At 63.9% G+C, this 26,202-nt stretch carries 20 protein-coding genes; 16 read left to right on the top strand and 4 right to left on the bottom strand.

Translation table 11 applies throughout. From position 1 onward, the window contains the following. Window positions 1–4 precede the first annotated feature (4 nt). Window positions 5–1,663, bottom strand: a complete 1,659-nt coding sequence (locus C8J33_RS18000) for a calcium-binding protein (protein ID WP_132664999.1) — start codon at window positions 1,661–1,663, stop codon at window positions 5–7. 201 nt (window positions 1,664–1,864) lie between these two features. Here C8J33_RS18000 and C8J33_RS27085 point away from each other — a divergent pair, with 201 nt between their 5' ends. The 5 genes from C8J33_RS27085 to C8J33_RS17980 all read left to right on the top strand — a co-directional run bounded on the left by C8J33_RS27085 (window position 1,865) and on the right by C8J33_RS17980 (window position 10,884). After that, entirely contained in the window at window positions 1,865–2,017 is a 153-nt protein-coding gene (locus C8J33_RS27085; RefSeq protein ID WP_165910640.1) for a hypothetical protein, read from the top strand. A gap of 559 nt (window positions 2,018–2,576) precedes the next feature. Further along, window positions 2,577–3,692 carry a cellulose biosynthesis protein BcsN gene (gene bcsN, locus C8J33_RS17995; protein ID WP_165910642.1) on the top strand — a complete coding sequence of 372 codons (1,116 nt, stop codon included), beginning with the start codon at window positions 2,577–2,579 and terminating at the stop codon, window positions 3,690–3,692. Between the two features lie 46 nt (window positions 3,693–3,738). Beyond that, complete coding sequence (gene bcsA / locus C8J33_RS17990; protein WP_110801518.1) at window positions 3,739–5,934, top strand: UDP-forming cellulose synthase catalytic subunit; 2,196 nt, start codon at window positions 3,739–3,741, stop codon at window positions 5,932–5,934. Further along, a complete protein-coding gene (locus tag C8J33_RS17985; RefSeq protein WP_132664998.1) occupies window positions 5,931–8,423 on the top strand; it encodes a cellulose biosynthesis cyclic di-GMP-binding regulatory protein BcsB in 2,493 nt (830 codons plus the stop codon). The genes bcsA and C8J33_RS17985 overlap by 4 nt, the downstream gene beginning before the upstream one ends. A gap of 76 nt (window positions 8,424–8,499) precedes the next feature. Then, the gene (locus C8J33_RS17980) at window positions 8,500–10,884 is read left to right on the top strand and encodes a tetratricopeptide repeat protein (protein WP_132664997.1); all 2,385 of its coding nucleotides are present in this window, start codon (window positions 8,500–8,502) and stop codon (window positions 10,882–10,884) included. A 96-nt stretch (window positions 10,885–10,980) separates the two neighbouring features. On the opposite strand, the gene C8J33_RS17975 is transcribed toward C8J33_RS17980, so the two are convergent. After that, entirely contained in the window at window positions 10,981–11,688 is a 708-nt protein-coding gene (locus C8J33_RS17975) for a L,D-transpeptidase (protein ID WP_110801515.1), read from the bottom strand. A gap of 151 nt (window positions 11,689–11,839) precedes the next feature. Next, window positions 11,840–12,289, bottom strand: a complete 450-nt coding sequence (locus C8J33_RS17970) for a response regulator (RefSeq protein ID WP_110801720.1) — start codon at window positions 12,287–12,289, stop codon at window positions 11,840–11,842. A gap of 305 nt (window positions 12,290–12,594) precedes the next feature. Here C8J33_RS17970 and ugpB point away from each other — a divergent pair, with 305 nt between their 5' ends. The 4 genes from ugpB (at window position 12,595) to C8J33_RS17950 (ending at window position 16,781) form a co-directional block, all read left to right on the top strand. Then, window positions 12,595–13,917 (top strand): sn-glycerol-3-phosphate ABC transporter substrate-binding protein UgpB, encoded by a 1,323-nt coding sequence (gene ugpB / locus C8J33_RS17965; RefSeq protein ID WP_132664996.1) that lies wholly within the window; start codon window positions 12,595–12,597, stop codon window positions 13,915–13,917. A gap of 75 nt (window positions 13,918–13,992) precedes the next feature. After that, window positions 13,993–14,874: a sn-glycerol-3-phosphate ABC transporter permease UgpA gene (gene ugpA, locus C8J33_RS17960; RefSeq protein WP_110729322.1), complete on the top strand. Its 882-nt coding sequence runs from the start codon at window positions 13,993–13,995 to the stop codon at window positions 14,872–14,874. A 9-nt stretch (window positions 14,875–14,883) separates the two neighbouring features. After that, window positions 14,884–15,732, top strand: coding sequence for a sn-glycerol-3-phosphate ABC transporter permease UgpE (ugpE, locus tag C8J33_RS17955; protein WP_110729321.1), 849 nt, complete (start codon window positions 14,884–14,886; stop codon window positions 15,730–15,732). Further along, a complete protein-coding gene (locus tag C8J33_RS17950; protein WP_110801513.1) occupies window positions 15,732–16,781 on the top strand; it encodes a sn-glycerol-3-phosphate import ATP-binding protein UgpC in 1,050 nt (349 codons plus the stop codon). The genes ugpE and C8J33_RS17950 overlap by 1 nt, the downstream gene beginning before the upstream one ends. Before the next feature lie 8 nt (window positions 16,782–16,789). Here C8J33_RS17950 and C8J33_RS17945 read toward each other — a convergent pair whose 3' ends face one another. Then, entirely contained in the window at window positions 16,790–17,443 is a 654-nt protein-coding gene (locus C8J33_RS17945; protein ID WP_110801719.1) for a GntR family transcriptional regulator, read from the bottom strand. 372 nt (window positions 17,444–17,815) lie between these two features. Between C8J33_RS17945 and C8J33_RS17940 the strand changes: the two genes are divergently transcribed. The 7 genes from C8J33_RS17940 to C8J33_RS17910 all read left to right on the top strand — a co-directional run bounded on the left by C8J33_RS17940 (window position 17,816) and on the right by C8J33_RS17910 (window position 26,175). Beyond that, complete coding sequence (locus C8J33_RS17940) at window positions 17,816–19,087, top strand: NRAMP family divalent metal transporter (protein ID WP_110801512.1); 1,272 nt, start codon at window positions 17,816–17,818, stop codon at window positions 19,085–19,087. Window positions 19,088–19,109: 22 nt separating this feature from the next. Further along, window positions 19,110–19,877 (top strand): LamB/YcsF family protein, encoded by a 768-nt coding sequence (locus tag C8J33_RS17935; RefSeq protein WP_132664995.1) that lies wholly within the window; start codon window positions 19,110–19,112, stop codon window positions 19,875–19,877. Between the two features lie 18 nt (window positions 19,878–19,895). Beyond that, entirely contained in the window at window positions 19,896–20,702 is an 807-nt protein-coding gene (locus C8J33_RS17930) for a putative hydro-lyase (RefSeq protein ID WP_110801510.1), read from the top strand. A gap of 8 nt (window positions 20,703–20,710) precedes the next feature. Beyond that, the gene (locus C8J33_RS17925) at window positions 20,711–22,309 is read left to right on the top strand and encodes a 5-oxoprolinase/urea amidolyase family protein (protein ID WP_110801509.1); all 1,599 of its coding nucleotides are present in this window, start codon (window positions 20,711–20,713) and stop codon (window positions 22,307–22,309) included. 49 nt (window positions 22,310–22,358) lie between these two features. Further along, window positions 22,359–24,089 carry an acetyl/propionyl/methylcrotonyl-CoA carboxylase subunit alpha gene (locus C8J33_RS17920; RefSeq protein ID WP_132664994.1) on the top strand — a complete coding sequence of 577 codons (1,731 nt, stop codon included), beginning with the start codon at window positions 22,359–22,361 and terminating at the stop codon, window positions 24,087–24,089. 263 nt (window positions 24,090–24,352) lie between these two features. Beyond that, complete coding sequence (locus tag C8J33_RS17915; protein ID WP_110801507.1) at window positions 24,353–24,958, top strand: TetR family transcriptional regulator; 606 nt, start codon at window positions 24,353–24,355, stop codon at window positions 24,956–24,958. A gap of 68 nt (window positions 24,959–25,026) precedes the next feature. Next, a complete protein-coding gene (locus tag C8J33_RS17910; RefSeq protein ID WP_110801718.1) occupies window positions 25,027–26,175 on the top strand; it encodes an efflux RND transporter periplasmic adaptor subunit in 1,149 nt (382 codons plus the stop codon). Window positions 26,176–26,202: the final 27 nt, after the last annotated feature.

The following is a 26,202-nucleotide window of genomic DNA, read 5'->3' as shown; positions in this document are numbered from 1 at the left end:
GAGATCAGAAGAAGAAATCGCCCTTGTCGAGATGAGCGAGCTTCACGCCCTTGAGCAGGATGCTGTCGCCGCCTGTGGCATCGATCATCACATCGTTGCCGACCTGCCGGGCATGGTTCGCCATCAGGTCCTTGAAGCTGGTGATCGCCTTCACGCCGGTCAGGTCGAGAATATCGTGGGCTTTGCCGCTGGCGACAAAATCCGTGATGACGTCGCGGCCGTCGCCGGTGGCGAACACGAACTGGTCGATGCCGGCACCGCCCGTCAGCGTATCCGCGCCGCCATGGCCCCAGATCATATCGTTGCCGGCCTTGCCGTCGATCCGGTTGTCGGCACCATTGCCGTGGATCTGGTTCGCCAGCGCATTGCCGGTCGCGTTCACCGCCGCCGTCCCGCCCAGCGTGAGGAACTCGAAATTGTCGGCCAGCGCGTAGCTGACGCTGGAGATGACGAGATCGTTGCCGGCATTCTTGGCTTCGACCAGCAGAGTGCGCGCGTTGTCGATGACATACGTGTCGTGGCCCGCACCACCCGCGACCTTGCCCATGACGGTACCGCCACGACCATCGAAATAGTCGTTGCCGCCGCCCAGGAGCACATCGCCCTTGATCGTGCCGCCGTTCGTCAGCGACTGCTGGCCATCGCCGCCCTTGAACGCAAGACCGGACACCGCGGAAAGAACGCCGCTATTGTTGAAGCTGGCGTGATCCGCCTTGGTGAAATCGACAGCGCTGCCCTTGGAGGCGGAAATCGTGCCACTATTGGCGCCGCGCGCCGCGTCACCGACGACGGCGATCCCGATGGCACCGCTCATCGTGCCCAGATTGTTGACGATCACGCCACTGGCGGTGACGTTGACAGCCGTGCCACCGACCGCGATCGTCTTGCTGTTCGTCACGGTGCCGTTCGCGCCGGAAAGCGCGACACCATCGACGCTTGCCTGCAGAGCCCCGGAGTTCGTGACGACGGCATTCTTGCCCTTTGCGACGATAGCGCTGGCGCCGCTGCCGACCGTGCCGTTATTGGTGATGATCTCTGAGACACCGCTTGCCACGATGCCATTGCCGCGCGCGCCGATCGATCCATTGTTGGTCACGGTCGAGGCCATTCCGTCAATCACAATGCCGGCGGCAGTGGCAGACGAGATGTCCTTGTTGTTCGTCATGGCCACGCGGTCGCCGGAAAGCTTCACGGCATCCGTCTGTCCGGCCATCCGGCCGTTGTTGACGACCATGGCCGCGGCACCCGCCACAGAGACAGCGCTGCCGGCCGCCGACGAAATCGTGCCCTCGTTGGCGACATTCGCTTTGCTGCCGATCACGTTGACGCCGGCCTGCTTGCCGGAAATACCACCGCGATTGACGATATCCATGCCGACAGCCGTCGCCGATATGCCGAAGGCCCCCGCGACGATCGATCCGGTCTCCGAGACGACGACGGACCCCTTGAGCTCTCCCGCATTGGCCGCGCCGAACGTCACGCCGGACACACCGGCCGAGATCGTCCCATCAACCACGACGGCGCGCTCCTTTGCGAGACCGGACGCAACGATGCCGCTTTCGGTAACCGAAATGGTCACGTCTTTGACGAGCACCAGCGTGGTGTCGGCTTCGGTGAAGCTGACACTGGTCTTCGTGTTGTTCGTAAGGAACGTCATGGCCATGGGCGGCACGCTATCACTGCTGTGGGTTGATTGCCTCTTACACGATAAGCATGCGGAAATCGACTAGCGATACACCCGACTGGCCTCTGATGCCGTCGGTTCTGCGATAAATACGCAACATGCTTAACGCACGAAGGACCCTCTCTTAGCCAAACGCTGACGTCGAGGGGAACTTACGACTCGCGGACGTCTTTACGCGGTATGAGAGTTCGCACTGGAAACCAATCCGTCATCGTGGTCGTCGTCGTGTCGGTCGTCTGCATCCTGTTCGTCTACGCCGCTTCAACGCGTGTCGAGGATGCGTCGGGCCGGGTCGATCCGAAGGCGAGCATGCTGGCACCCGGCAAGAGCTAAAAGAGGCAGAGATAACATGGCGTTGAACCGAACAGCCCTGAGCATCGCCATCCTTGTTGTCACTGTGATCGCGATCGGCTGGTTGATCATGAGCCCATCGCAGAATGACCCGGCCGGAGGGACAGCCGGCACGCCATCCGCTCAGAGCCCGACGACACCGAACAATCCCGGGCCGACCACAGGCGCGCAGTAGCGCATCGTCATTCCCATGGGCCCATGGGCGACATTTCTCAAGCCGAGCGGCTCACGAGGTGGTGTCCGTAATCCATAAAGCAGACACGGTGAACCGTCGCCATCCTGCCGTATATCCCGACAGTGATTCGCGACGGAGGATGCTTCCGCGGTGCTTTTGGAAACTTCAGTCGGCACGAAACGTATCGGCCAAGCCACGGAAACACCAAAAACGGTCAACTGCAGCGCACAAATAGGAAAGTGTTAGCGAAGATTAACTGTACGTTAACCATGCGAGCGAGAAATGAGGTGGAAGAACCCTGATTCCATCACTGGATGCACGCCGCCCATGTTTCATACAGCTCTCGCAATTGCAGGAAGAACCGCCATGCAGGGCGCGTTTCTGGCCTTGGGCGCCTCGGCACTTTCCGGTTGCACGCAGACGGGCGGCCTGAAACTGACCTCGGCGCCGACCGAAGTCGCGGCCGAAAAGGCGCTGGCTTTTCCGCCGCCCGGCGGCCCGGCGATCGTCAGCGTGATCGAGCGCAACTTCTCCAACGCCGTCCAGCAGGACATCATCCTGAGCACCGATGCCCGTAGTCGCGGCCAGAATTACATTCAGGTGCGCTATTTCGGCCCCGCGTCCACGCCGTTCGCCGGCGCGTCGCGCCTGTCGACCGGGCTGATGACAACGGCCCAGGCTGTGGGCGAGATGCGGTCGGAGTTCCCGACCATCCGCATGAGCATTTCCCCGAGCTTCGTTCAGAACAATTACGGCGCTTTCGCCTATGCTTACGGGACCAATCCAGGTTCCGGCGATGCATGCCTCTACGGTTGGCAGCAAATCAAGGCACCTGATAATTACGTGCGCACGTTCCACTATCTCGGCAGAATCCAGACCCGCGTCCGCTTCTGCCAGACCGGTGCGTCTCGCGACGAACTGCTGTCGATGATGTACCATTATACGCTGACAGGCGCCTTCGACAGCGTCGGTTGGAATCCCTATGGCAACGTTCCGCCTCTCGACCCCACGGTCGGGCAGCTTGGCCGGCCGATCTATGCTGCAGGCGCCGGCGCCCGGCTTCAGCCCCCGACACCCGCACCTGTCGCTCCGGTCCGCCCGGCCATTCGGAGCCTCGAGAGCCAGAACACGCGACCTGCGGCCCCGCGCGTCGAGACCGTCAGGCCGATCGTTCCCGCCGTCGCCATCCCCGCGCCGAACATGGTCACGCGCTCGCCTCTGGCAAGGACGGGCCAGCCCACCGGGGCTGATATCGAACCACAGACGCTGCCGGGCCCCTCGCGCCTGCCGGGTCCGACCACGACACCCGCGACGGCGCCTGCACCCGGATCACAAACCCCGCAGGCACCGAGACCGACGAGCCAGTTGCAGCAGCAGGGCCTGACCCGCGTATCGAGCGCTTCCCCGTTGCCGGCCCGACCCATCATTCCGGCCGTTCCCTGCACGATCTCCCCCACCAGCTCCTGTGCGGGAGACATGTAAACCATGAGCCATATCCAGCTGCATTCGGGACAAGGAAACTAGGATCATGGTCAAGGCGCTCATCGTCATTGCATGGATCTGCATGTCGATCGTCATCGTGGCGATCACGACGCTGCCGGTCAGCCTCCAGACGCATCTGGTTGCCGCCTTCCTCTGCATGGCGCTGCTTGCCGTGCTGAAGGTGCTGAAGGCGGAAGGCAACTGGCGCCTGATCGGGCTCGGCTTCGGCACGGCCATCGTTCTGCGCTATGTCTACTGGCGCACCACCAGCACGCTGCCGCCGGTCAACCAGCTCGAAAACTTCATTCCCGGCTTCCTGCTGTATCTCGCTGAAATGTACAGCGTCGCGATGCTGGCGCTCAGCCTCTTCATCGTCTCCATGCCGCTTCCCCCGAACCGGCCCCGCCCGGGCTCGGCGGATTATGCGCCATCCGTCGACGTCTTCATTCCGACCTACAACGAAGACGCGGATATGCTGGCCAACACGCTCGCCGCCGCCAAGAACATGGACTACCCGCCGGAAAAGCTGACCGTCTGGCTTCTGGACGATGGCGGCACCCTGCAGAAGCGGAACGCGGCCAGCATTCCGGACGCGCAAGCCGCCCAGCGCCGCCACGAGGAGCTGAAGGAACTCTGCCGCAACCTCGATGCCAATTATCTCACGCGCGACCGCAACGAACATGCCAAGGCCGGCAATCTGAACAATGGCATGCGCCAGTCCCAAGGCGACCTCATCACCGTCTTCGACGCCGACCATGCGCCGGCGCGCGACTTCCTGCGCGAGACTGTGGGGTATTTCGAGGAGGATCCGCGCCTCTTCCTCGTGCAAACGCCGCACTTCTTCCTCAATCCCGACCCGATCGAGCGCAACCTGAAAACCTTCAACAAGATGCCGAGCGAGAACGAGATGTTCTATGGCATCATCCAGCGCGGTCTCGACAAGTGGAACGCCGCGTTCTTCTGCGGTTCGGCAGCGGTGCTCAACCGGCGCGCGCTCGAAGACACCAACGGCTTCAGCGGCATCAGCATCACCGAGGACTGCGAAACGGCGCTTGCGCTCCACGCCCGCGGCTGGAACAGCGTCTATGTGGACAAGCCGCTGATCGCCGGGCTCCAGCCCGCCACCTTCGCAAGCTTCATCGGCCAGCGCAGCCGCTGGGCGCAGGGCATGATGCAGATCCTCATGTTCCGCATGCCGCTGTTCAAGCGCGGTCTGAGCATGCCGCAACGTCTTTGCTACATGTCCTCGACGCTCTTCTGGCTGTTCCCGTTCCCCCGCACGGTCTTCCTGTTTGCGCCACTGTTCTACATCTTCTTCGATCTGGAGATCTTCGTCGGCTCCGGCGGCGAGTTCCTGGCCTATACGACCACCTACATGCTCGTGAACCTGCTCATGCAGAACTATCTCTACGGCCGCTTCCGCTGGCCTTGGATCTCAGAACTTTATGAATATGTGCAGACGGTGCACCTGCTGCCCGCCGTCATTTCGGTCATCTTCAACCCGTCGAAGCCCACGTTCAAGGTGACGGCAAAGGACGAGTCGATCAGCGACAACCGTCTTTCGGAGATTAGCCGGCCGTTCTTCGTCATCTTCGGCGTGCTGCTCATCGCCACCGTCATGTCGTTCTACAAGATCTATGCCGAGCCCTACAAATCCGACGTGACGCTGGTCGTCGCCGGCTGGAACCTGTTGAACCTCCTCTTCGCCGGCTGCGCGCTGGGCGTGGTGTCGGAACGGCGCGAAAAGTCGTCGTCCCGGCGGGTCAACGTCAAACGGCGGTGCGAATTCCGCGTGGGCGACCAGTGGTTCCCGGGCGTCATCGAAAACGTCTCGGTCAACGGTCTTCTCGTCCACGTCTACGATCGCTCCATGCAGCCGCTGACGGTGGGGGCTATGGAGGAGATCCGCGTCGAGACGTTCAGCCCGGGCGCGCCGTCCTCCATGCCGGTCAAGATCGTGCGTAGTGGCCGGGGCGACGGCTTCGTGCTCGTCGGCTGCACGTTCGCGCCGCGCGAACCGCAGGAACGGCGGCTGCTTGCCGATATCATCTTTGCGAATTCTGCACAGTGGACGGAGTTCCAGATGGGCCGGCGGCGCAATCCCGGCCTTATCCGTGGCACGATCAGCTTCTTCGCCATTGCGCTCTACCAGACCAATCGCGGCCTCTTCTACTTCTTCCGCAGCCTTGGTGGCGCGAAGGAAGCAGCGGCCCCCGTCAAGAAGGAGGCAGCGAGACCATGAAGCCCTTCGTTATCGCCTGCACGCTCGCCCTCCTCGCACCGTCGCAGCTCCTCGCTCAGACCACTCCCTTCGACATGTCTCGCGAGCGGCCGGCAACCCCGGCTCAGCCGGCACCGTCGCCCGCCCCGGGCCAGCCGCCGGCGCAAGTTCCGGCGCAAGCACAGCCGCCCGCAGCGGCACCCGAGGCACGCCCACAGCAACCAGCAACGCAGCCGGCGCCCTTCCAGGTCTCGCCCGGAGCGCCCACACGCCCGGCGCCCCAGCCAACACGGCCAACGCCGGCCACACCGACGGCTCCCCCGCAGGCCGAGGCGAAACCGCGTGTCCAGACAGCTTCCGACACGGACGCCAGCCGCCGCTACATCCTGCCGTTCGGCAAGCTCAGCCTCTCCGGCGAGGCCGACCGGCGGACATGGACGATCTATGTGACGCCCGAACAGGCGAGCGCTGCCACGGCCATCACCATCGGCTACCAGAACTCCATCGTCGTCGCACCGGAGGCCTCCACCTTCTCTGTCGAGCTCAACGGCAGCGTCATCGGCCAGGTGCCGGTCGCCTCGGCCGATGCGGTCAGCGATCTCGTGCTGCCGCTTCCGGCCGGCGCGCTGCAGGCCGGCGCGAACGTCGTGCGCCTCGCCACGCAACAGCGCCACCGCACCGATTGCAGCATTCAGTCGACCTATGATCTCTGGACCAATATCGACCCGAGCCGGACATATCTGACCTTCAACGCACCGGTCGGCAATGGCTTCTCCAGCATCGACGATATCCCGGCCGTTGGCCTCGACGCCACGGGTGCGACGACGATCGACATCATTGCGCCGGCACTGACGAACCCGAGCCGGTCGAACATGCTGCTGCGTCTCGCACAGGCTCTGGCCTTGCGCGTGCAGATGCCGAACCAGACCGTTGCCTTCCACGCGACCATGCCCACGGCACCGGTCGCAGGCACCCTGACCGTGCTGGTCGGCACGCAGCTTGAGATCGAGGGCCTGATCCCGGCTTTGCCGGCAGGCACCGCGGTCGGTCCGACCGTAACGTTTGCGCCTGCCGCAATGCCCGGCTTGAGCACCCTTGTCGTTACCGGCCCGACGGCCGAAGCTCTCCGACAGGCGGTGGAAACCCTGGCAAGCCCTCTCGACACGGCGCCGGGCACCTCGCGCACCACCTTCTCCACCAAGGCGTGGAACACGCCGGATGCGCCGATCCTCGTCGGCGAGACGCGCATGCCGCTCTCGCAACTCGGCATCACCACCAGCGAGTTCTCGGGTCGCCGGTTCCGTACGGAGTTCATGCTTGGCGTTCCCGCGGACTTCTACGCCAGCGCCTATGGCGATGCCGTGATCCTGCTCGATGCCGGCTATGCCGCGTCGGTCCTGCCGGGCAGCCGCATCGACGTCTATGTCAATGGCAATATCGCCACCACCACGCCACTCTCCACGGCCGGTGGAGGCATCCTCAGCCATCTCCCGATCACCGTGACGCTGCGCCACTTCGTGCCCGGCGTGAACCGGATCTCGATCGAAGCCGTGCTGCTGACGGAAGACGACGACGCTTGCGCCACAGGCACGCCGGCGCAGACCACGCCGCGCTTCGCGCTCTTCGACACCACCGAATTCCACATGCCGGATTTCGCGCGGATCGACAGCAGCCCCAGCCTTGCGGCCACGTCCTCGACGGGCCAGCCCTATCGTCGGGCCGAACAGCCGACGGCGCTCTATCTCGACCGCCTCGATCCCGAGACGCTGTCGGCCGCAGCCACCCTCGTCGGGCGCCTCGCCGTTGCCGCGGGCAACCCGCTCGCGCTGGAAACCGTAGCCTCCCCGGCGGCTCTCGGCGATCGCAACGCCTTGATCGTCGGCACGATGTCGCAGCTTCCCCCGCCCTTGCTGACCCAGATGCAGATCGGTGCGGCGCCCGCCAACTGGGGCACACACCATGCGGGCGGGCCGGCAAACGGCGACAGCGGCACCCTGTTCGAGGAATGGCGCCACAAGGTTTCCGGTGGCAGCTGGCTCGGTCAGGGGTCTCGTCTCGAAGCCTGGCTGAAGAGCGATCTCGACCTGTCGATGGACTCGCTACGCTTCCTGCCCGGCGAGGAAGAGAATTTCTCTCCGGCAGACGACGTCAGTTTCATGATCGCCCAGGGCCGCAGCCCGTCGGGCGCCGGCACATGGACGCTTGCAACCGGGCCAACGCCGGCAAGTCTTCAGACCGGCATGAGCGCCATGGTGCAAGAGGCGCGCTGGAATGGCATCGAAGGCCGGATCACGACCTTCGAGGAGGCGACCGGAAACGTGGCGATGGTACCGGTGCACGACCTGCATCTGAACCCGACGCAACCCTTCTCGATCGCCAACTGGCGCCTGATCGCGGCAAACTGGCTGTCGACCAACATCCTCTTCTTCGCCGTGATGTTCATCGCCGGCTTCGCCCTTCTCGGCATCATCACCACGCTGATGCTGCGCCTCCTGGGGCGCAGCCGATGAGGACGACAAGCGGCTCCGCATCGACGCACGCCCCCCGGGCGTTCTCTCTTCCTCGGACAGTTCACCGGGAGTTCCCATGACAACCGCCCGCATCCTGCTTTTCTCGACGCTGGCCGCAGCAACCGCAACGGCGATCTATTACGGCCCCGCTCTGCTGCCCGAGAGAGAACTGACGACCGGCACGATCGCCGCCCCGCCCGCCGTCGACGAGAAAGGCAACCGGCTGAGCCTGGTGCCGCCGAGCCCGACCGTGCGCCGTGGCGACCGGCGACCGGCCGACCTATCGCAGGCGCTTCCGCCTGCCGTTCCCGCCGCAGATACTGAGACTGCGACCGAGGCCACCACACCGGATATGTCCGGGGAAGCGGCAGCGGAGCCGGAGCTGCAAGGCGCCGAACCCGTGATCAAGGCGCAGTTGCAATCGCAACCGCCTGTGCCCGCACAAACCCAACCCACTGCGCCCGCGGCCCCTGCAGCATCCGCGCCGCCGAAGCCGACCGTGGATGAAGGGGCGCTCCGCTACTTCGCGCGTCTGGGCGACACCGTGCGCCTACAGGCCGAGATCGCACGCCTGCGCACGCTCTATCCCGACTGGGAACCTCCGGCCGATCCGCTCGCCGTGCCGCAGAATGTCGATACGCAGCTGGAAGCCATGTGGGCGCTTTATGGACAGACGCGCTATGCAGAGGTGCGCAAGGCCATCACCGAGAGACAGGCGCGCGAACCCGGCTGGCAGCCGCCGGAAAATCTTCTGTCGATGCTGGCGCTCGGTGAAGCCCGTCAGCGTCTCGTCAACGCCTCCAACCTCCAGCAGTTTCCGACCGTCATCGACGTCGCCGCGGAAACGCCGCAGCTTCTCGTCTGCAGCGAAATCGACATTCTCTGGCGCCTCGCGGAGGCCTTCGCAAAAACCGACCGGCAGCAGCGGTCGTTGGATGCCTATACCTATATCCTCTCCAGCTGCACCGAGGGCCCCGACCGGCTGGCGACCTTGCAGAAGGCTGCATCCCTGCTGCCGCGCCCGATGGTCGAGCAGTTGCTGACGCAGGAAAAGACCGATCCGTCCGGCAAGGGCGAATTCGAGCCCGTGAAGGACGATCTGGCCCGCCAGTTCGTCGCCGCCGCCGGCGAAGATCCAAAGCTCACCGTTCCCCCGGCCTATCTGACCCGGCTGGAGCGCGTCTCCGAAGTGGGTGGTAAAGCCTCCGACGCGCTGCTGCTTGGCTGGTACTACGTGCGCCGCAACGGTGCCGAACAGGCGGAAACCTGGTTCCGGCGGGCACGGACGGCAGAAGATTCCGCAGCAGCGTCGCAGGGCCTCGCCCTGACGCTGATCGCACGCAACAATCCGGGTGAGGCTGAAGCCACGCTCTATCCCTGGCGGGATACGTCCGACGACACGCGCGCTACCTATCTCGCCGCCGCCTCGAACCTCCTGGCCCTCGACCCGCCCATCGTGATCGCAGCGGACGTGCTGCAACGCATGGCGCAGGAAGCGATGCGCTCCCGCAATGCCGACGTCGCCCAGCAGTTCGGCTGGTACGCCCGCGCCTTCGAACAGCCGCAGCTCGCGCTGCAATGGTTCTCGACCTCGCTGACCTGGAAGCCCGATACCGAAGCCTCTGCCTATGGGCTTGCGATCACCGCAAATCAGCTTGGCATGACGAACGATGTCGCGCGAATCCAGAGACAATGGGCCGGACGTTCCCCGCGGATCGCCATGCTCGGCGAAGAAGAAGACCCGAACCAGCCTCAGCGCATGGCGCAAGCCGGAACGGTGGCCGATGAACCCGTTCGCGAGACATCGCGGTCACCCGCGCGGCAGCCCGCGCGGACCGTATCTGCGCAGACGAGCGCCGAGCCGGCAGCGCCGGTGCGCCAACGCACCGCTCGTGCTGTCCCTGCCAATCGTGGCGCGGCGCCGACATCCGGCCGAGGCTGCAGCACCTTCGGCGACGCTTCCGGACTTTCGGCCGGTGAAGCGCTGCGGCGCGGCTGGTGCCTGATGGAGTTGAACCGGCCACTCGAAGCCGTTCACCATTTCGACGCAGCGATCCGCACCGGCGACACGCGCATCCGCAGCGAAGCCGCTTACGGCCAGAGCCTTGCCTATCTGCGTCAGGGCCTGACCGACAAAGCTTCCGTTGCCGCGACGCGTGGACCGATGGATGCGCAGAAGGCGACGGAACTGCAGATCGCCCTCCTCTCCAACCGCGCTTTGGTTGCTTTCGACCAGAAGCGGTTTTCAGAGGCCCTGATCCTCCTCGACCGCCGCGCGCAACTGGCACCCGAACGCATCGATCTGATGGTGCTGCGCGGTTACGCCCTTCTCGGGCTGAACCGCTATGGCCAAGCGATCCGGACCTTCGAAACACTGGCGGCGACCGGCAATCAGGAGGCCATTCGCGGTCTTGCCAACGCCCGCGCGGCAACACCGTCCGCCATCGCGACGAGGAACTGAGGTCCGAGGCAAAAGGTAACGCGTTTCAGCGAAGGCCTTGGGGTAGGTTCCCAAGGCCTTCGCTGGTTTTCAAGACCCTTCAGGTCTCTGTTGCCGTTACTGCCGCACGACGATCCGGGCGCCTTCCGGCACGCGATCGTAGAGATCGATGATATCCTGGTTGATGAAGCGAACGCAGCCGGAAGATTGAGCCTTGCCAATGGAGCGCCAGTCCGGGTTGCCGTGCAGGCGGTAGAGCGTGTCCTGCCCGTTCTGGAAAATGTAGAGTGCGCGGGCGCCCAGCGGATTGGTGATGCCCGGTGCTTGGCCGCCATTGCCGATGGAGTAGCGGGCAAGCTTCGGCTGACGGGCGACCATCTCGTCGGGCGGCGTCCAGCGCGGCCATTTCTTGCGCCACTGGATGACGCCTTCGCCCTGCCAGGCAAAGCCATCCTTGCCGATGCTGACACCGTACCGCATCGCGGTACCGCCTTTCTCCACTAGATAGAGATAACGGGCCTTGGTATCCACGACGACGGTGCCGGGCGCTTCACCCGTGGGATCGATGACGCGCTGACGGTAGAAGCGCTGCGGGATGTTCTTGTAGGGAATGGCTGGAAGGCTGAAGCCTTCATCCGTGCGGGCCGCGTAGATGACGGCGGGATCGGGCTGTTCGCCGTCATAGGTCTTCGGCACGATTGCGTTGACGACGGGTTCGAAGAACGTGCCGATGCCCTGCGTGGAGCAGCCAGTGAGAAACGTCGCGGAAGCGACACCTGCGCATCCGAGAAAGCGTCGGCGCGAAAGCGAAACGATGGTCGTCATCGTGGAGCCTTGAAGTTGGACAGGCGCGGGGCGCCTCTGTCTGAGGTGAAAGCAATGGAATGTATGGAGGAAAGACGGATTCGATGAAGGCCGGGCTTTGAAAAGCTCGACCCTTCGTCAGAAGACTACAGCGAAGACCTTGAGGAAGTCTTCAGCCGACAAAAAGCGTCAATTCGGGCGGCACGATCGCCAGATCGCCACGCCTGCGGGCAATCGCGTAGGTCAAGGCGCCGCGCACGGCTTCCGGGCTGACAGGCTTCTTCAGGACACCCATGGTGCCGGGCACGCCGGTGCCGAGCATTTCCGGGTCCGCCGTGGTGAAGATAACGGTGACATCGTGATCTTCGGCCAGGATGCGCCCGATCTCCGGACCGCTCGGCCCGTCGGCAAGGTTCACATCGACGAAGGCGATGGCGGCAAGGCTGCCGATCTGCAAGGCATGCTTCCTGCGGCTCGCGAAGCCGACGACGCCGGCATTCAGCCCCGCGGCCGAGACGGCATCTTCCAGATCGAGTGCGAGAAGGAGGTGATCTTCGATGATCACGACGGGATAGTCGATGATCGGACGGCTCTGCCACCGGCGGACTGTGTTCTCGGTCATGACGCTATACCCATTCGACATTGAGACTGCAGCTGAAATGGCCGGAACAAGATTTTGTTCCAAATTTTATTTAAATGCGCGCACTATTGCAGGTGTTAACAAAGTATTAACCGAGAAAACCACGCCGCCCTTCCAAACTGTACTACATAGGCCGCAAAGCAGCATGATCGTGTAGGAGGCCCGATTGGCGGTTGCCGCCCGGACAAAAGCCCGGCATATGTAACTGTCTCGTGACGGTCGAGGAGGATCGTCATGCTGATATCGCGGAGCGGCACGTCCTGCTTCGCCAAAACGGGAGGACGTTCATGTTCAAGACAATCCTGAAGGCATCGACCCTGAAGGCGACAGCAGCCGCGCTTGCTTTGTCGGCTACCGGACCTTTGGCCGCGTCTGCGGCGACCGATCTGCAATGGTGGCATGCGATGACCGGTGCGAACAACGAGGTCGTCAACCAGCTCGCCAAGGAATTCAACGAAAGCCAGAGCGAATACACCATCACGCCCGTGTTCAAGGGCACCTATCCGGAAACGCTGAACGCCGGCATCGCTGCCTTTCGCTCCAAGCAGCCGCCGGCGATCATTCAGGTGTTCGACGCTGGTAGCGGTGTGATGATGGGGGCCGAGGGTGCGATCATGCCCGCGGCAGACGTGCTGCAGAAGGGTGGCTTCACCTTCGACAAGTCGCAATATCTCGCCGGCATCGCGGCCTATTATTCCAAGCCGGACGGCACGATGTTGTCCTTCCCCTACAACTCGTCCTCGCCGATCCTTTACTACAACAAGGATATCTTCGCGAAGGCTGGGCTTGACGCCGAAGGCCCACCAAAGACATGGCCTGAAGTGTTCGAGGCCGCAAAGAAGATCAAGGCGAGCGGTGCCGCATCCTGTGGCTTCACATCGACCTGGCTCACCTGGATCCAGACCGAAAATCTGGCTGCCTGGAACAACGTCGCCTATGGCACCAACGAGAACGGGCTCGGCGGCAGCGACGTGAAGCTTGAGTTCAACGCCCCGCTCTTCGTTGAGCATTTCCAGGCCATTGCCGATCTCGCAAAAGACGGCACCTTCCGCTATGGGGGCCGCACATCCGAAGCCAAGCAGCTCTTCATGTCGGGCGAATGCGCGATCCTGACGGAATCCTCCGGTGGTCTCGGTGATATCGTCAAGTCGGGCGTGAAATACGGCATCGGCCAGCTGCCCTATTACGAGGGCCATGGACCGCAGAACACGATCCCCGGCGGCGCGAGCCTCTGGGTCTTCGGCGGCAAGAGCGATGCGGAATATGCGGGCATCGCCCAGTTCTTCAATTTCCTGTCTCAGACGAAGACCCAGGCACGTCTGCATCAGGTCTCGGGTTATATGCCGGTGACCAATGCTGCCTATGAGGAAACCAAGAAGTCCGGCTTCTACGACAAGAACCCCGGCCGCGAGACGCCGATCCTGCAGATGATGGGCAAGGCGCCGACCGAGAACTCCAAAGGTGTCCGCCTCGTCAACCTGCCGCAGGTCCGCGACATCATGAACGAGGAGTTCGAATCGATGCTCGCCGGCAAGCAGGATGCGAAGGCCGCCCTCGACAAGGCTGTCGAGCGGGGCAATGCGGCGATTGCCGAAGCCATCGGCAACTGATCCGCACCTGACCGTATCGCCGGCCCCGCTTCACGGGCCGGCGATACGCTTGCCTGCCGTTCCGAGGAGCACCCGGTGCACAACGTCGCCTTCCCCAACAAGATTCTTCCCTACCTGCTGGTCGCCCCGCAGATCATCCTCACGGTCATTTTCTTCTTCTGGCCGGCAAGTCAGGCGCTCTATCAATCCGTCATGCGCGAGGACCCGTTCGGCCTGAAGAGCGGCTTCGTCGGCCTTGCCAATTTCCGCGCCGTGCTCTCGGACCCGAATTATATCCACGCGCTGCAGGTCACCGTGGTCTTCAGCATTCTCACAGCACTTGTCTCCATGGGCGTGGCGCTGCTGTTGGCGACCGCAGCCGATAAGGTCGTCCGCGGACAGACCTTCTATCGCACCCTGCTGATCTGGCCTTATGCCGTGGCGCCGGCCGTCGCGGGCATGCTCTGGCTCTTCATGTTCAACCCGGCCATGGGCACGTTTGCCTATCTGCTGCGCCGGAACGGTTTCGGCTGGGATCCGCTGTTGAACGGTGATCAGGCCATGGGGCTCGTCGTCGTCGCTGCCGCCTGGAAGCAGATCAGCTACAATTTCCTGTTCTTCGTCGCCGGGCTGCAGGCCATTCCGAAATCGCTCATCGAAGCGGCGTCGATCGATGGAGCGCGCGGTGCGCGGCGGTTCTGGACGATCGTCTTCCCGCTGCTGGCGCCGACCACCTTCTTCCTGCTGGTCGTCAACACCGTCTACGCGTTCTTCGACACCTTCGGCATCATCCATTCCGTCACCGGCGGCGGGCCGGCAAAGGCCACGGAAACGCTGGTCTACAAGGTCTACAATGACGGCTTCGTCAATCTGAACCTCGGCTCCTCGGCGGCCCAGTCCGTCATCCTCATGGTCATCGTGATCGCGTTGACGGCGTTCCAGTTCCGCTTCGTCGAGAAGCGCGTGCATTATGGTTGAGGCCCCGAGATGATCGAAAAACGCCCCATCGCCAATCTCGTCGGCCACTTTATCCTGATCCTTGGGATCATCGTCGTCGCCTTCCCGATCTATTATACGTTCATCGCCTCCACGGCGACGTCGGAGGCCATCATCCGCCCGCCGATGTCGCTGCTACCGGGCGGTCATTTCGTCGAAAACTACACGGAGGCCATGACCGGCGGCGTCGAGCGCGTCGTCGGCGTCAGCCTGGAACGGCTGCTGTTCAACTCGTTCGTGGTGGCCGTGGCGATCGCGGTCGGCAAGATCGTCATTTCGTTCCTATCGGCTTTCGCGATCGTCTTCTTCCGCTTTCCGTTCCGCATGGCCTTCTTCTGGATGATCTTCGTCACGCTGATGCTGCCGGTCGAGGTCCGCATCCTGCCGACCTACAAGGTCATCGTCGATCTCGGGCTTATCGATACCTATGCGGGCCTGACCTTGCCCCTGATGGCCTCAGCAACAGCCACATTCCTCTTCCGCCAGTTCTTCCTGACCATTCCGGGCGAACTGGTGGAAGCCGCGCGCATCGACAATGCCGGCCCGTTCCGCTTCATGCGGGATATCCTGCTGCCGCTGTCGAGCACCAACATCGCCGCCTTGTTCGTCATCCTGTTCATCTATGGCTGGACGCAATATCTCTGGCCGCTGCTCGTCACCAATGATGCGAAGATGAACACCGTCATCATCGGCCTGCGGCGCATGGTGGATTTCACCGATGCCTCGACGCCGTGGAACTATGTGATGGTCACGGCGATCCTTGCGATCATTCCCCCCATTCTCGTCGTGGTGCTGATGCAGCGCTGGTTCGTCAAAGGTCTCGTGGAGACGGAAAAATAATGGCCAATATCGTCCTCAACGACGTCCGCAAGAAATACGGCAATATCGATGCCATCAAGGGCATTTCGCTCGATATCGCCGACGGCGAGTTCCTCGTGCTCGTCGGCCCTTCGGGCTGCGGAAAATCGACACTGCTGCGCATGATCGCCGGGCTCGAGAGCATTACCGGCGGTGAAATCTCGATCGGCGGCCGCGTCGTCAACACGCTGGAGCCGTCCGAGCGCGACATCGCGATGGTGTTCCAGAACTATGCCCTCTATCCGCATATGACGGTGCGCCAGAACCTCGCCTACGGCCTGAAGAACCGCAACACGCCGCAGGCCGAGATCGACCGGCGCATCTCGGATGCGGCCAAGGCGCTGGAGATCGAAACCTTTCTGGAGCGCAAACCCCGCCAGCTTTCCGGCGGCCAGCGTCAGCGCGTGGCGATGGGCCGGGCGATCGTGCGCGAACCCGCCGCCTTCCTGTTCGACGAGCCGCTGTCCAACCTCGACGCCAAGCTGCGCGTGCAGATGCGCGTCGAGATCAAGCGTCTGCAGAAATCGCTGCAGACGACGAGCGTCTACGTCACGCACGACCAGATGGAGGCGATGACGCTCGCAGACCGGCTCGTCGTGCTCAACAGCGGTGTCATCGAGCAGGTGGGAACACCGATCGAGCTTTACGAAAAGCCCGCGACCACCTTCGTCGCGACCTTCATCGGCTCACCCTCCATGAACCTCTTGCCTAGTCTCTCCAGCTCTGCCTGGAGCCTCGCGCCGGATATCAACTTGCCGCAGGGCAGCGCCACGCTCGGCATACGACCGGAGGATCTGCACGTGGCAGACGGCGACGGCGCTACTGAGGCATTCCGGGCGGACGTAAAGGTCGCCGCCGTCGAGTTGGTCGGCGCGGAGAGCTATGTCCACGGACATCTCACGGACGGCCAGCCGATCATCTTCCGCGTCGCCGGGCGCTCCCGTATCCTCATGGATGACATCGTGCCCGTCGCCGCCAGCCGGCAGGCGCTGCATCTCTTCGATGAGGCCGGACGCCGCAAGGACGCCTGAGCCGCCGTTTAGCCGATACGGGAGAATGCGGCCAAGACGGTTCGCTCCGACTGGGTGAGGTACACTTCCAGCATGTCTGCTGCCGCCTGCGTCCGGCCGGCTTCCAAGTGCTCCAGAATGGCCGCATTCAGATCGATATAGGGGGCGTGGAGAAGCTCGGGATCGTCGAGCAGGCCAAAGCTCAGCCGAAGTTCGGCGGCGATTTGGGCGTAGAACGCGTTCAGCCGCTGGCTGTCCGCCAAATCGACGATGGCGGCGTGGAACACCATGTTCTGGCTGCCCACCATGCCCCATGCCTTCTCACCGCGTGCGATCCGCGCGGCCTCCACAGCGGCCCGCATTCGGGCGACGGCGGGGTGGTGCGGATAGGCCTTGGCCAGCGCCTGACATTCGATCATCCGCCGGATCCGGTAGATATCGATGATCGAGGCCATGCTGGGCGTGGCGACGAACATGCCGCGATTGGGCTCGTGGTGCAGCAGGCCTTCCTTCGTCAGCAGCCGGAAGGCCTCACGCAGGGAATTGCGGGACACGGAGAAATCCGCGCTGAGCGCCGCCTCCGACAGGCGCTGTCCCGGCTTGAGTTCGCCGGCGATCAACCTGCCCCGGATCTCCTCTGCCAACCGTGGCGCCAGCGCCGATATCGTGTCCTGCTCTGCCATCGAAAAACTCGATCCCCCGGGCGCGCGTCCGTTCAGGTGCGCCACGGCCGCAGCGATATCGCGGATCACGCAGGAGGGAAACCTCCCCATGACGTTTGCAAGGCGCCTTCTCTTCGATTTCGACGGCGTCCGGCTGGGAACGCGCCACTGTCGAGGCAGGAAGAGCCGTTTTGGATCGCCTAAAAGATGCGCGGAGGCCACGATTTCCTGCCCGTTCTCTCAGCAAGCTGCCGCGTGTTTGAACAACTTGGTAGAACGATACAGTAAAATTGTTGAACGATATTGACAGAATTGTGAAACGGGACGACGCTGCTGTCATAACAATCGCTCTCTGCAGGATGTGCAGCAGGAGCGGCCAACGAAGAGGGCAACATGGCAGATACATCGGCATCCCCCGCACCACCATCCCAGGGCAGTCCCGCACCGGAAGGCATGTCGGCAAAATCGCGCCGCGCGGCGCTTATCGCCGCCATCTTCCTCATGTCGATGTCGGCCGTGGGTCCCGGCTTCATCACCCAGACCGCAACCTTCACGATCAAGCATGGCGCGGCCTTCGCCTTTGCCATCCTTGCCTCGGTCCTCATCGATTTCGTGGTGCAGGCCAATGTCTGGCGGATCGTCACCGTGACGCGCATGCGCGCTCCGGCCATCGCCAATGCCGCCATTCCCGGTTCAGGCTACTTGCTCGCCATCCTCGTCATCATCGGCGGCCTGTTTTTCAACATCGGCAACATCGGCGGTGCCGGTCTCGGCCTCAACGCCATGATCGATCTCGACCCGAAGATCGGCGGCGCAGCTGCGGCCCTCGCCGCCATCGCGATCTTCCTGTCGCGCCGGGCCGGCGTCGCCATGGACCGCGTAGTCTATGTCGCCGCCTTCATCAAGCTGGCGTTGATCCTCTACGCGGCGTTCGTGTCCGGTCCGCCGGTTGCGCAGGCCCTTTACGAGACCGTGCTGCCGTCGAACATCGACTTCTTCACCATCACCACCATCGTCGGCGGAACGGTCGGCGGCTACATCACCTATGCCGGCGCACACCGCCTGCTGGACAAGGGCACGGTCGGTGTCGAGAACATCGGCGCGGTCAATCGTGCGGCTCTCACCGGCATCGCGATTACTGGCGTTCTGCGCTACATCCTGTTCCTTGCCATTCTCGGTGTCGTAGCCAGCGGCGTGGTCATCGACCTCTCGGGCAAGGGGGCCAATCCTGCGGGACAAGCGTTCCATGCAGCGGCCGGCGATATCGGCTACCGTCTGTTCGGCGCGGTCTTCCTCGCCTCCGCCATGACCAGCATCATCGGCGCAGCCTATACATCGGTCTCGTTCCTGACCGCCTTCAAGCCGGACCTGACCGAGCGACAGCGCAACAATGCGACCGTCGGCTTCATCGCCTTCTCGCTCGTTGCCTACATGCTGATCACGACGCCGCCGGCCGCCATGCTGGTCTTCGTCGGGGGGCTCAACGGCCTGGTTCTGCCCATCGGCCTGTCGATCTTCATGTATGCCGCCTGGAAGCGCGCCGACCTGATGCACGGCTATCATTACCCGCGCTGGCTGATCGGCCTCGGCGTCCTGACCTGCGGTCTGACGTGGTTTATGGCGTACAAGTCGGTCGGCGCGATCTTCGCGATGCTGACGGCCTGATACGGGAAAGGGAGAGACTGACATGAAAGCCATCGATCTCAACAGCGACCTCGGCGAAAGCTACGGCGCCTGGGGCATGGGCGACGACACGGCGATGCTCGCCATCGTCTCCAGCGCCAACGTCGCCTGCGGCTTTCACGCCGGCGACCCCGCCGGTATCCTGAAAACCGTCAGGGCAGCCGCCGAGAAGAGCGTCGCGATCGGTGCCCATGTCTCCTATCCCGACCGCGTCGGCTTCGGCCGGCGCGACATGGATGTGACCCCGGACGAGCTTATCGCCGACGTGATCTACCAGATCGGTGCGTTGAAAGGCATTGCTGCGGCTGCAGGCACCACGGTGCGCTACGTCAAGCCGCACGGTGCTCTCTACAACCGCATCGCCAACGACGCGAAACAGGGTCAAGCCGTCATCGACGGCATCAAGTCGGTCGATCCGTCGCTGGTCCTGATGGGCCTTGCCGGCACACCGATCCTCGATCTCGCCCGGCGCGCCGGCCTTGCCGTCGTCGCCGAAGCCTTCGCCGATCGCGCCTACACGCCGGACGGCCAGCTCGTTTCCCGTCGGGAAGCGGGCGCCGTTCTCCACGACCCGCAAGCTATCGCCCAGCGCATGGTCCAACTCGCGCGCGATGGCACGCTGACGGCCATCGACGGCTCCACCATCCGCATCGAGGCCCAGTCGATCTGCGTCCATGGCGACAGCCCGGGTGCGGTATCGATTGCCCGCGAAATCCGGCGTGCCTTCGAGGCGGACGGGTTGCACGTCGCGTCCTTCCTCGACAATCGATAATTCCGGAGGGAGAGTGTCATGATTGCTATCGAGCATCTCCGCCATATCGATGCCACGCCTGCGCGAACGGCACGCGAACGCTACCGCACCGGCAGCGTCGCGCCGACATCCGGCGTGGCGCCCGGTTTCACCCAGGCCAACATGATCGTCCTGCCGCGCGACTGGGCGTTCGACTTCCTGCTTTACGCGCAGCGCAACCCGAAGGCCTGCCCCGTTCTCGATGTGTCGGACCCGGGTTCCCACGCGACGCTGCTGGCACCCGGCGCCGATCTGCGCACCGACCTGCCGCTCTACCGCATCTGGCGGGACGGAAAGCTGGCCGAAGAAACCGCCGATGCCAGCGCCGCCTGGGCCGAGCATCCCGATCTCGTGAGCTTCCTCATCGGATGCAGCTTTACGTTCGAGACGCCGATGGCCGAGGCCGGCATCGAGATCCGTCACATCACCGACGGGTCCAACGTGCCGATGTACCTGACCAACAGGCCCTGCCGCCCGGGAGGGCGTCTCCACGGCAATCTCGTCGTGTCCATGCGCCCGATCCCGGCCGGCCGTGTCGCGGACGCCGCAACCATTTCCGGGCGCTTCCCCGCGGTGCACGGCGCTCCCGTCCATGTCGGCGCGCCGGACGAGATCGGCATCGCCGATCTTGGCAAACCGGAATTCGGCGATGCGGTGCGGATCGAGCCGGGCGAAGTTCCCGTTTTCTGGGCCTGTGGCGTCACCCCGCAAGCCGCCGTCATGGCGTCTGGCGTCCCGTTTGCCATCACCCACGCGCCGGGGCACATGTTCATCACCGACATTCCGGATTCCGCCTACCACGCCTGAGGTTCACGATGCGCTTTCTTCCCGTCAGCCTGACCACACTGCTCGTCGAGCTTGCCGACCTCCAGGAAACGCTGGCCCTGTTCGCCTCGCTGGAGGCCGATCCGGTGCCCGGCATCGCGGACATGGTGCCGGCCGCGCGGACGCTGATGATCCGGTTTCATCCTGGCGCAACGACGCCGGAGGCACTGGCGCGGCAGGTTGCAACACGCGACCTGTCCGCACGGATCGCGCCCTCCGACAAGCTCGTCGAGATCCCCGTGCGCTATGACGGCGAGGATCTGGCCGACGTCGCGGACCTCACCGGCCTGTCCGTTGAGGAGGTCGTGCGCCGGCATGTGGAGAGCGAGTTCACCGTCGCATTCTGCGGCTTTGCGCCCGGCTTCGGCTATCTCGTCGGCGGAGACCCTGCCCTGCACGTACCGCGCCGCCAGAGCCCGCGCACCCGCATCCCCGCCGGCGCGGTGGCGCTCGCCGGCGCCTTCAGCGGCGTCTATCCGCAGGAAAGCCCGGGCGGCTGGCAGATCATCGGCGTGACGCCCGAAAAGATGTGGGATCTCTCCCGCGATCCCCCGGCCCTGTTCCAGCCGGGATACGGCGTGCGGTTCTACGATCTGGCAAAGCGCGCCTACACCGCCGCCGCACCGGTCGCAACAACCGACAGCGTTGCATCGGCAGAGGCACCGGGCGGCGTCTCCTTCACCGTCCTTGCTGCCCCCATGCCCGCACTGTTCCAGGATGCAGGCCGCTTCGGCCAGACCGGTCAGGGCGTCTCGTCCGCCGGCGCGCTCGACCAGGGTGCTTTTCAAGCGGCCAACCGCGTCGTCGGCAATCCGTCAGGCGCCACCTGTCTTGAGATCACGCTCGGTGGCTTCTCAGTCGCTGTTTCCGGTCGCACCGTCATCGGCGTCACCGGCGCCCCCTGCCCTATCGAGATCCGCGACGCCGAGGGGCGGGTGCAGCAGGGCAAGACGTATCGCCCGATATCGCTGGAGCCTGGCGACGTCGTCACGCTGGGTCAGGCACCGAAGGGCATGCGCAGCTATCTCGCGGTGCGCGGCGGCTTCGATGTCGCGCCCGTTCTCGGCAGCACATCCACGGACACGCTGGCCGTGGTCGGGCCCGATCCGGTCACCAAGGGCGCCGTGCTCAAGGTCAATACCGACACGAGCAATCTCATGTCGGTGTCGCTTGAGGAGACGCCGGCCTTCGCGCATCCCGGTTCGGACGATGTCGTGACGCTGGATGTCGTCATGGGGCCGCGCAGCGACTGGTTCACACAGGCGGGCATCGACACGCTGTCGTCCCAGCTCTTCCGCATGACGCCACAATCCAACAGGGTCGGTATCCGCCTCTCCGGCGATATTCCGCTGGAACGCAAGGACAAGGCCGAGCTGCCGAGCGAAGGCACGGCGACCGGCGCGATACAGGTGCCGCATAGCGGCCAGCCGGTGCTTTTCCTTGCCGACCACCCGCTGACGGGCGGCTACCCCGTCATTGCGACGGTTGCCGAATACCACCTCGATCTCGCCGGACAGATTCCGGTCAACGCTCACATCCGCTTCCGGCCGATTGCGCCGTTCACCGACATCGTGCCGGCCAAGGCCTGATGCGCATGTTTATGCAACGGCCGAGGCCCACCTCAGAGGGAGGATTGTCATGAAAAAAGTTCTGATCGCCAACCGCGGCGAAATCGCCGTCCGGATCATCCGCGCCTGCCGCGACTACGGCGTCGGCTCCGTCGCGGTCTATGCCGATTGCGATATCGATGCGCTGCATGTGCGTCTCGCGGACGAGGCCTATGGCCTCGACGGCGACCGCCCTGCCGACAGCTATCTCGACATCGACAAGCTGATCGCGATCGCCAAGCGCTCCGGTGCGGATGCCGTGCATCCCGGCTACGGCTTCCTCTCGGAACGCGCCGAGTTCGCGCGCGCCGTACAGGAGGCCAGCCTCATCTGGATCGGCCCCGACCCTGAGGTCATCGAGGCGCTGGGCGACAAGGTCCAGGCACGGCGCATCGCGACCAGCGTCGGTGCGCCGCTCGTGGCCGGTAGCGACGGTCCGGTCGAGACCGCAGCCGAGGTTATCGCCTTTGCCGATGCCCATGGCCTTCCGGTGGCGATCAAGGCGGCGCATGGCGGCGGCGGGCGTGGTTTGAAGGTCGCCTGGAAACGCGAGGAGATCGCCGATCTCTACGAGTCCGCCGTGCGCGAGGCCACCGCTGCCTTCGGCCGCGGCGAGTGTTTTCTTGAGCGCTTCCTCGACCGGCCGCGCCATATCGAGGCGCAGGTCCTTGCCGACCGTCACGGCCATGTCGTCGTGCTCGGCACCCGCGACTGCTCGCTGCAGCGCCGCAACCAGAAACTCGTCGAAGAGGCCCCTGCCCCCTTCCTCAGCGACGCACAACGCGACGAGATCCATCAGTCTGCGGCCAAGATCTGCAAAGCCGCCGGCTATACCGGTGCGGGCACCGTCGAGTTCCTGCTGGGCGTCGATGGCACGATCTCGTTTCTGGAGGTCAACACGCGCCTGCAGGTCGAGCACCCGGTGACGGAGGAAACGACCGGCATCGACCTCGTTGTCGAACAGTTGCGGATCGCCGACGGCCTGCCCCTCGCATTCACGGAACCGCCGGAGCCCCGCGGCCATTCGATCGAGTTCCGCATCAACGCCGAAGATCCGGGCCGCGGCTTCCTGCCCACGCCCGGCGTCATCACCGAGTTCAGCCCGCCCTCCGGGCCCGGCATTCGCCTCGATAGTGGCGTCGTCACGGGCTCGACCGTGCCCGGCACCTTCGATTCCCTGACATCGAAGCTGATCGTGACCGGAGCGAACCGCGAGCAGGCGCTGGCGCGCGCCCGGCGGGCGCTGGCCGAGTTCCGCATCGAAGGGATCGCCACCGTCCTCCCCTTCCACCGCGCCGCTATCGACACGGCCGACTTTCGCGGCGACGCCGGTTTCAAGGTGCACACAAGGTGGATCGAAACGGACTTCGCCGCCCTGACGGAGGCCGCCCCCCGCCCCCTCCAACCTGCCCCCTCCGGAATCGTCCGAACCCACATCGAAATCGACGGGCGCCTCCACGCCGTCGGCCTGCCGGCGATGCTGCTGGCGGGCTTCGGCTCGGGCAACGGCTCGAACGGCGCAACGCCAGCAACGGCACCGTCCGAAACCGACCCCGCAATCGTCGCCGCACCGATCTCGGGAACGCTACAGGTGTGGAAGGCTGCGGACGGCGCGGAGGTTCAGGAGGGCGATCTCATCGTCGTTCTCGAGGCCATGAAGATGGAAACCCAGGTCACCGCTCATCGCACAGGGCGTCTGCGTATCACGGCCGAACAGGGGACGTATCTGAACGCGGGCACGGCCATCGGCTCGATCAATTGACCGAAACTCGTTCGCAATAAGCGAGAATTCAGTGAAAACTCGCGCGGGTTCTTACTGCGCGAGGTCAACGGCACAACCTTTAACGCCATCATAAGCAAAGTGCGCCTGAGCGATATTTTCTGTCGCAGCCCCTATTTTCCCACTCTAAAAACACCCCTTCGCCCAGCATCTTATCAAGCACACTGCCGTAGCATTGACGAATGCCACATTCCGGCTTACGACTGACGAAATACAAAATTCGTTAGTCGTAAGGTCTTGGCAACATGAGCATGGAAACGATCGAGATCGATAGCGCGCGGCAGGATACCGTCATGCGCATTCTCGATGCCGCCGAGACGCTGTTCCGGCATTACGGATACAGCAAGACCAACGTCGCCGACATTGCGCGCGAACTCAGCATGTCAACAGCCAATATCTATCGTTTCTTCGCCTCGAAGGTCGAGATCCATCAGGCGCTCTGCAGCCGCATGCTGGGGGCCAGCTATGATCTGGCGCTGCGCAGCGCTGCCTTGCCCTTGAGCGCGAGTGAACGGCTGCGCCGATATGCGCTCGATCAGCACCGCCAGACCATGGAAACCATGATGGACGAGGAAAAAGTCCATGAGATGGTCATCGTCGCCATAGAGCGCGACTGGCATGTCATCGAACGACACATCGATCGCCTCAACGACTTGGTCGCAAGCGTTATCGCCGAAGGCATCGCTGCCGGAGAGTTTCTGGATCAAGACCCGCATATCGCGGCCAAGTGTTTCGGCGCAGCCACCGTGACGCTCTGTCATCCGCAGATGGCGGCTCAGTGTGTTGCGAAGGAAAATCGCGCCCAGCCGGAAGATCTCGTCGATTTCGCGGTCCGAGCGCTGAAGCCATGACCGACCTTCACGACCACGCCGACGCGGAACACCGGACCGCACGCCCCACACGCAACAGGAATACGACCATGTCGAAACCATTCGCCCCAGCGACCCGCCACGCGGCCATGATCGCTCTGGTCGCAGCAACGGGTTTGCTTCTTGCAGGATGCTCCGAGGAGAAGGCAGAGGTGAAGGCGGAGGTGGTACGCCCGGTGCGGGTGATGACCGTGGCGCAAAACCAGACCAGCCGCACGCTGGACTATTCTGGCTCCGTCCGGGCGCGCACGGAAACCGCCCTAGGCTTCCGTGTGGCCGGCAAGGTGACGGAGCGTCTCGTGGATGTCGGAGATCATGTGCAGAAGGGAGAGATCCTTGCCCGCATCGACACCACGGATTACGCCCTGTCCGTGCGCTCGGCAGAGGCCAATCTTTCTGCCGCCGAACGACAGGTCGAGACGGCGGAACTCTCCCGCAAGCGCGCCGAGGATCTGTTTGCGGCTCAGGTCTCTCCCAAGTCTCAGCTAGAACAGACGCAACTGACCTATAATCAGGCGGTCTCCACCCGCGATTCCGCCCGCTCCGCGCTTGAGCAGGCGCAAAACCAGGTTTCCTACGGCGCGCTACCGGCCGATCGTGACGGGATCGTCACCGCTGTCGATGCTGAGGTCGGACAGGTGGTTGCGGCGGGAACGCCGGTCCTCACCGTTGCGGCCGATGGCGAGAAGGAAGTTCTCGTCGGCGTGCCCGAGACGGATATCTTCGCCTTTACGCCGGGCAAGACGGTCGATGTCACGCTCTGGTCGAGCGCCGGCCTGACGCTGCCGGGCAAGGTCCGCGAGGTCGCCGGCAGCGCCGATGCCCGTTCGCGCACGTTTGCGGTCCGTATCAGCCTGCCGGAAAACGAGCGCGTTCGCCTTGGCATGACGGCATCGGTCACGGCTGCGCAGGAGAACGGCCCTGCCCTCGTCTCCGTGCCGTTGAGTGCGCTCGCCAAGGACGGCGACAAGACGCTTGTCTGGATGGTCGATGCGGAGACGGAAACCGTGCATGCACGGCCCGTCTCGGTCGCCGATTTCACCGGCGTCTCCGTCCGCATCGCCGATGGCCTGAAGCCGGGCGACATCGTCGTAACGGCCGGCACGCAGTTCATGCGCGAAGACCTGAAGGTGAAACTGCCGAACGAGGCACTGGCCCATCAGGCCAGCGCGGAGGGATCGGCCGCAGCCACCCGCTGATCGCTTTCGCAAGACTGCATCGAGCAT

Source organism: Rhizobium sp. PP-CC-3G-465, from assembly GCF_004343445.1.
GTDB lineage: Bacteria > Pseudomonadota > Alphaproteobacteria > Rhizobiales > Rhizobiaceae > Ferranicluibacter > Ferranicluibacter rubi.
Note: the sequence above shows the minus strand (reverse complement) of the source record. Positions and strands in the feature narration are given on the sequence as shown.

Coding starts and splice junctions, on each gene's coding strand:
- C8J33_RS18000 (WP_132664999.1), bottom strand. CDS start 1,663: ATGGCCATGACGTTCCTTACGAACAACACGAAGACCAGTGTCAGCTTC.
- C8J33_RS27085 (WP_165910640.1), top strand. CDS start 1,865: ATGAGAGTTCGCACTGGAAACCAATCCGTCATCGTGGTCGTCGTCGTG.
- bcsN (WP_165910642.1), top strand. CDS start 2,577: ATGCAGGGCGCGTTTCTGGCCTTGGGCGCCTCGGCACTTTCCGGTTGC.
- bcsA (WP_110801518.1), top strand. CDS start 3,739: ATGGTCAAGGCGCTCATCGTCATTGCATGGATCTGCATGTCGATCGTC.
- C8J33_RS17985 (WP_132664998.1), top strand. CDS start 5,931: ATGAAGCCCTTCGTTATCGCCTGCACGCTCGCCCTCCTCGCACCGTCG.
- C8J33_RS17980 (WP_132664997.1), top strand. CDS start 8,500: ATGACAACCGCCCGCATCCTGCTTTTCTCGACGCTGGCCGCAGCAACC.
- C8J33_RS17975 (WP_110801515.1), bottom strand. CDS start 11,688: ATGACGACCATCGTTTCGCTTTCGCGCCGACGCTTTCTCGGATGCGCA.
- C8J33_RS17970 (WP_110801720.1), bottom strand. CDS start 12,289: ATGACCGAGAACACAGTCCGCCGGTGGCAGAGCCGTCCGATCATCGAC.
- ugpB (WP_132664996.1), top strand. CDS start 12,595: ATGTTCAAGACAATCCTGAAGGCATCGACCCTGAAGGCGACAGCAGCC.
- ugpE (WP_110729321.1), top strand. CDS start 14,884: ATGATCGAAAAACGCCCCATCGCCAATCTCGTCGGCCACTTTATCCTG.
- C8J33_RS17950 (WP_110801513.1), top strand. CDS start 15,732: ATGGCCAATATCGTCCTCAACGACGTCCGCAAGAAATACGGCAATATC.
- C8J33_RS17945 (WP_110801719.1), bottom strand. CDS start 17,443: ATGGCAGAGCAGGACACGATATCGGCGCTGGCGCCACGGTTGGCAGAG.
- C8J33_RS17940 (WP_110801512.1), top strand. CDS start 17,816: ATGGCAGATACATCGGCATCCCCCGCACCACCATCCCAGGGCAGTCCC.
- C8J33_RS17935 (WP_132664995.1), top strand. CDS start 19,110: ATGAAAGCCATCGATCTCAACAGCGACCTCGGCGAAAGCTACGGCGCC.
- C8J33_RS17930 (WP_110801510.1), top strand. CDS start 19,896: ATGATTGCTATCGAGCATCTCCGCCATATCGATGCCACGCCTGCGCGA.
- C8J33_RS17925 (WP_110801509.1), top strand. CDS start 20,711: ATGCGCTTTCTTCCCGTCAGCCTGACCACACTGCTCGTCGAGCTTGCC.
- C8J33_RS17920 (WP_132664994.1), top strand. CDS start 22,359: ATGAAAAAAGTTCTGATCGCCAACCGCGGCGAAATCGCCGTCCGGATC.
- C8J33_RS17915 (WP_110801507.1), top strand. CDS start 24,353: ATGAGCATGGAAACGATCGAGATCGATAGCGCGCGGCAGGATACCGTC.
- C8J33_RS17910 (WP_110801718.1), top strand. CDS start 25,027: ATGTCGAAACCATTCGCCCCAGCGACCCGCCACGCGGCCATGATCGCT.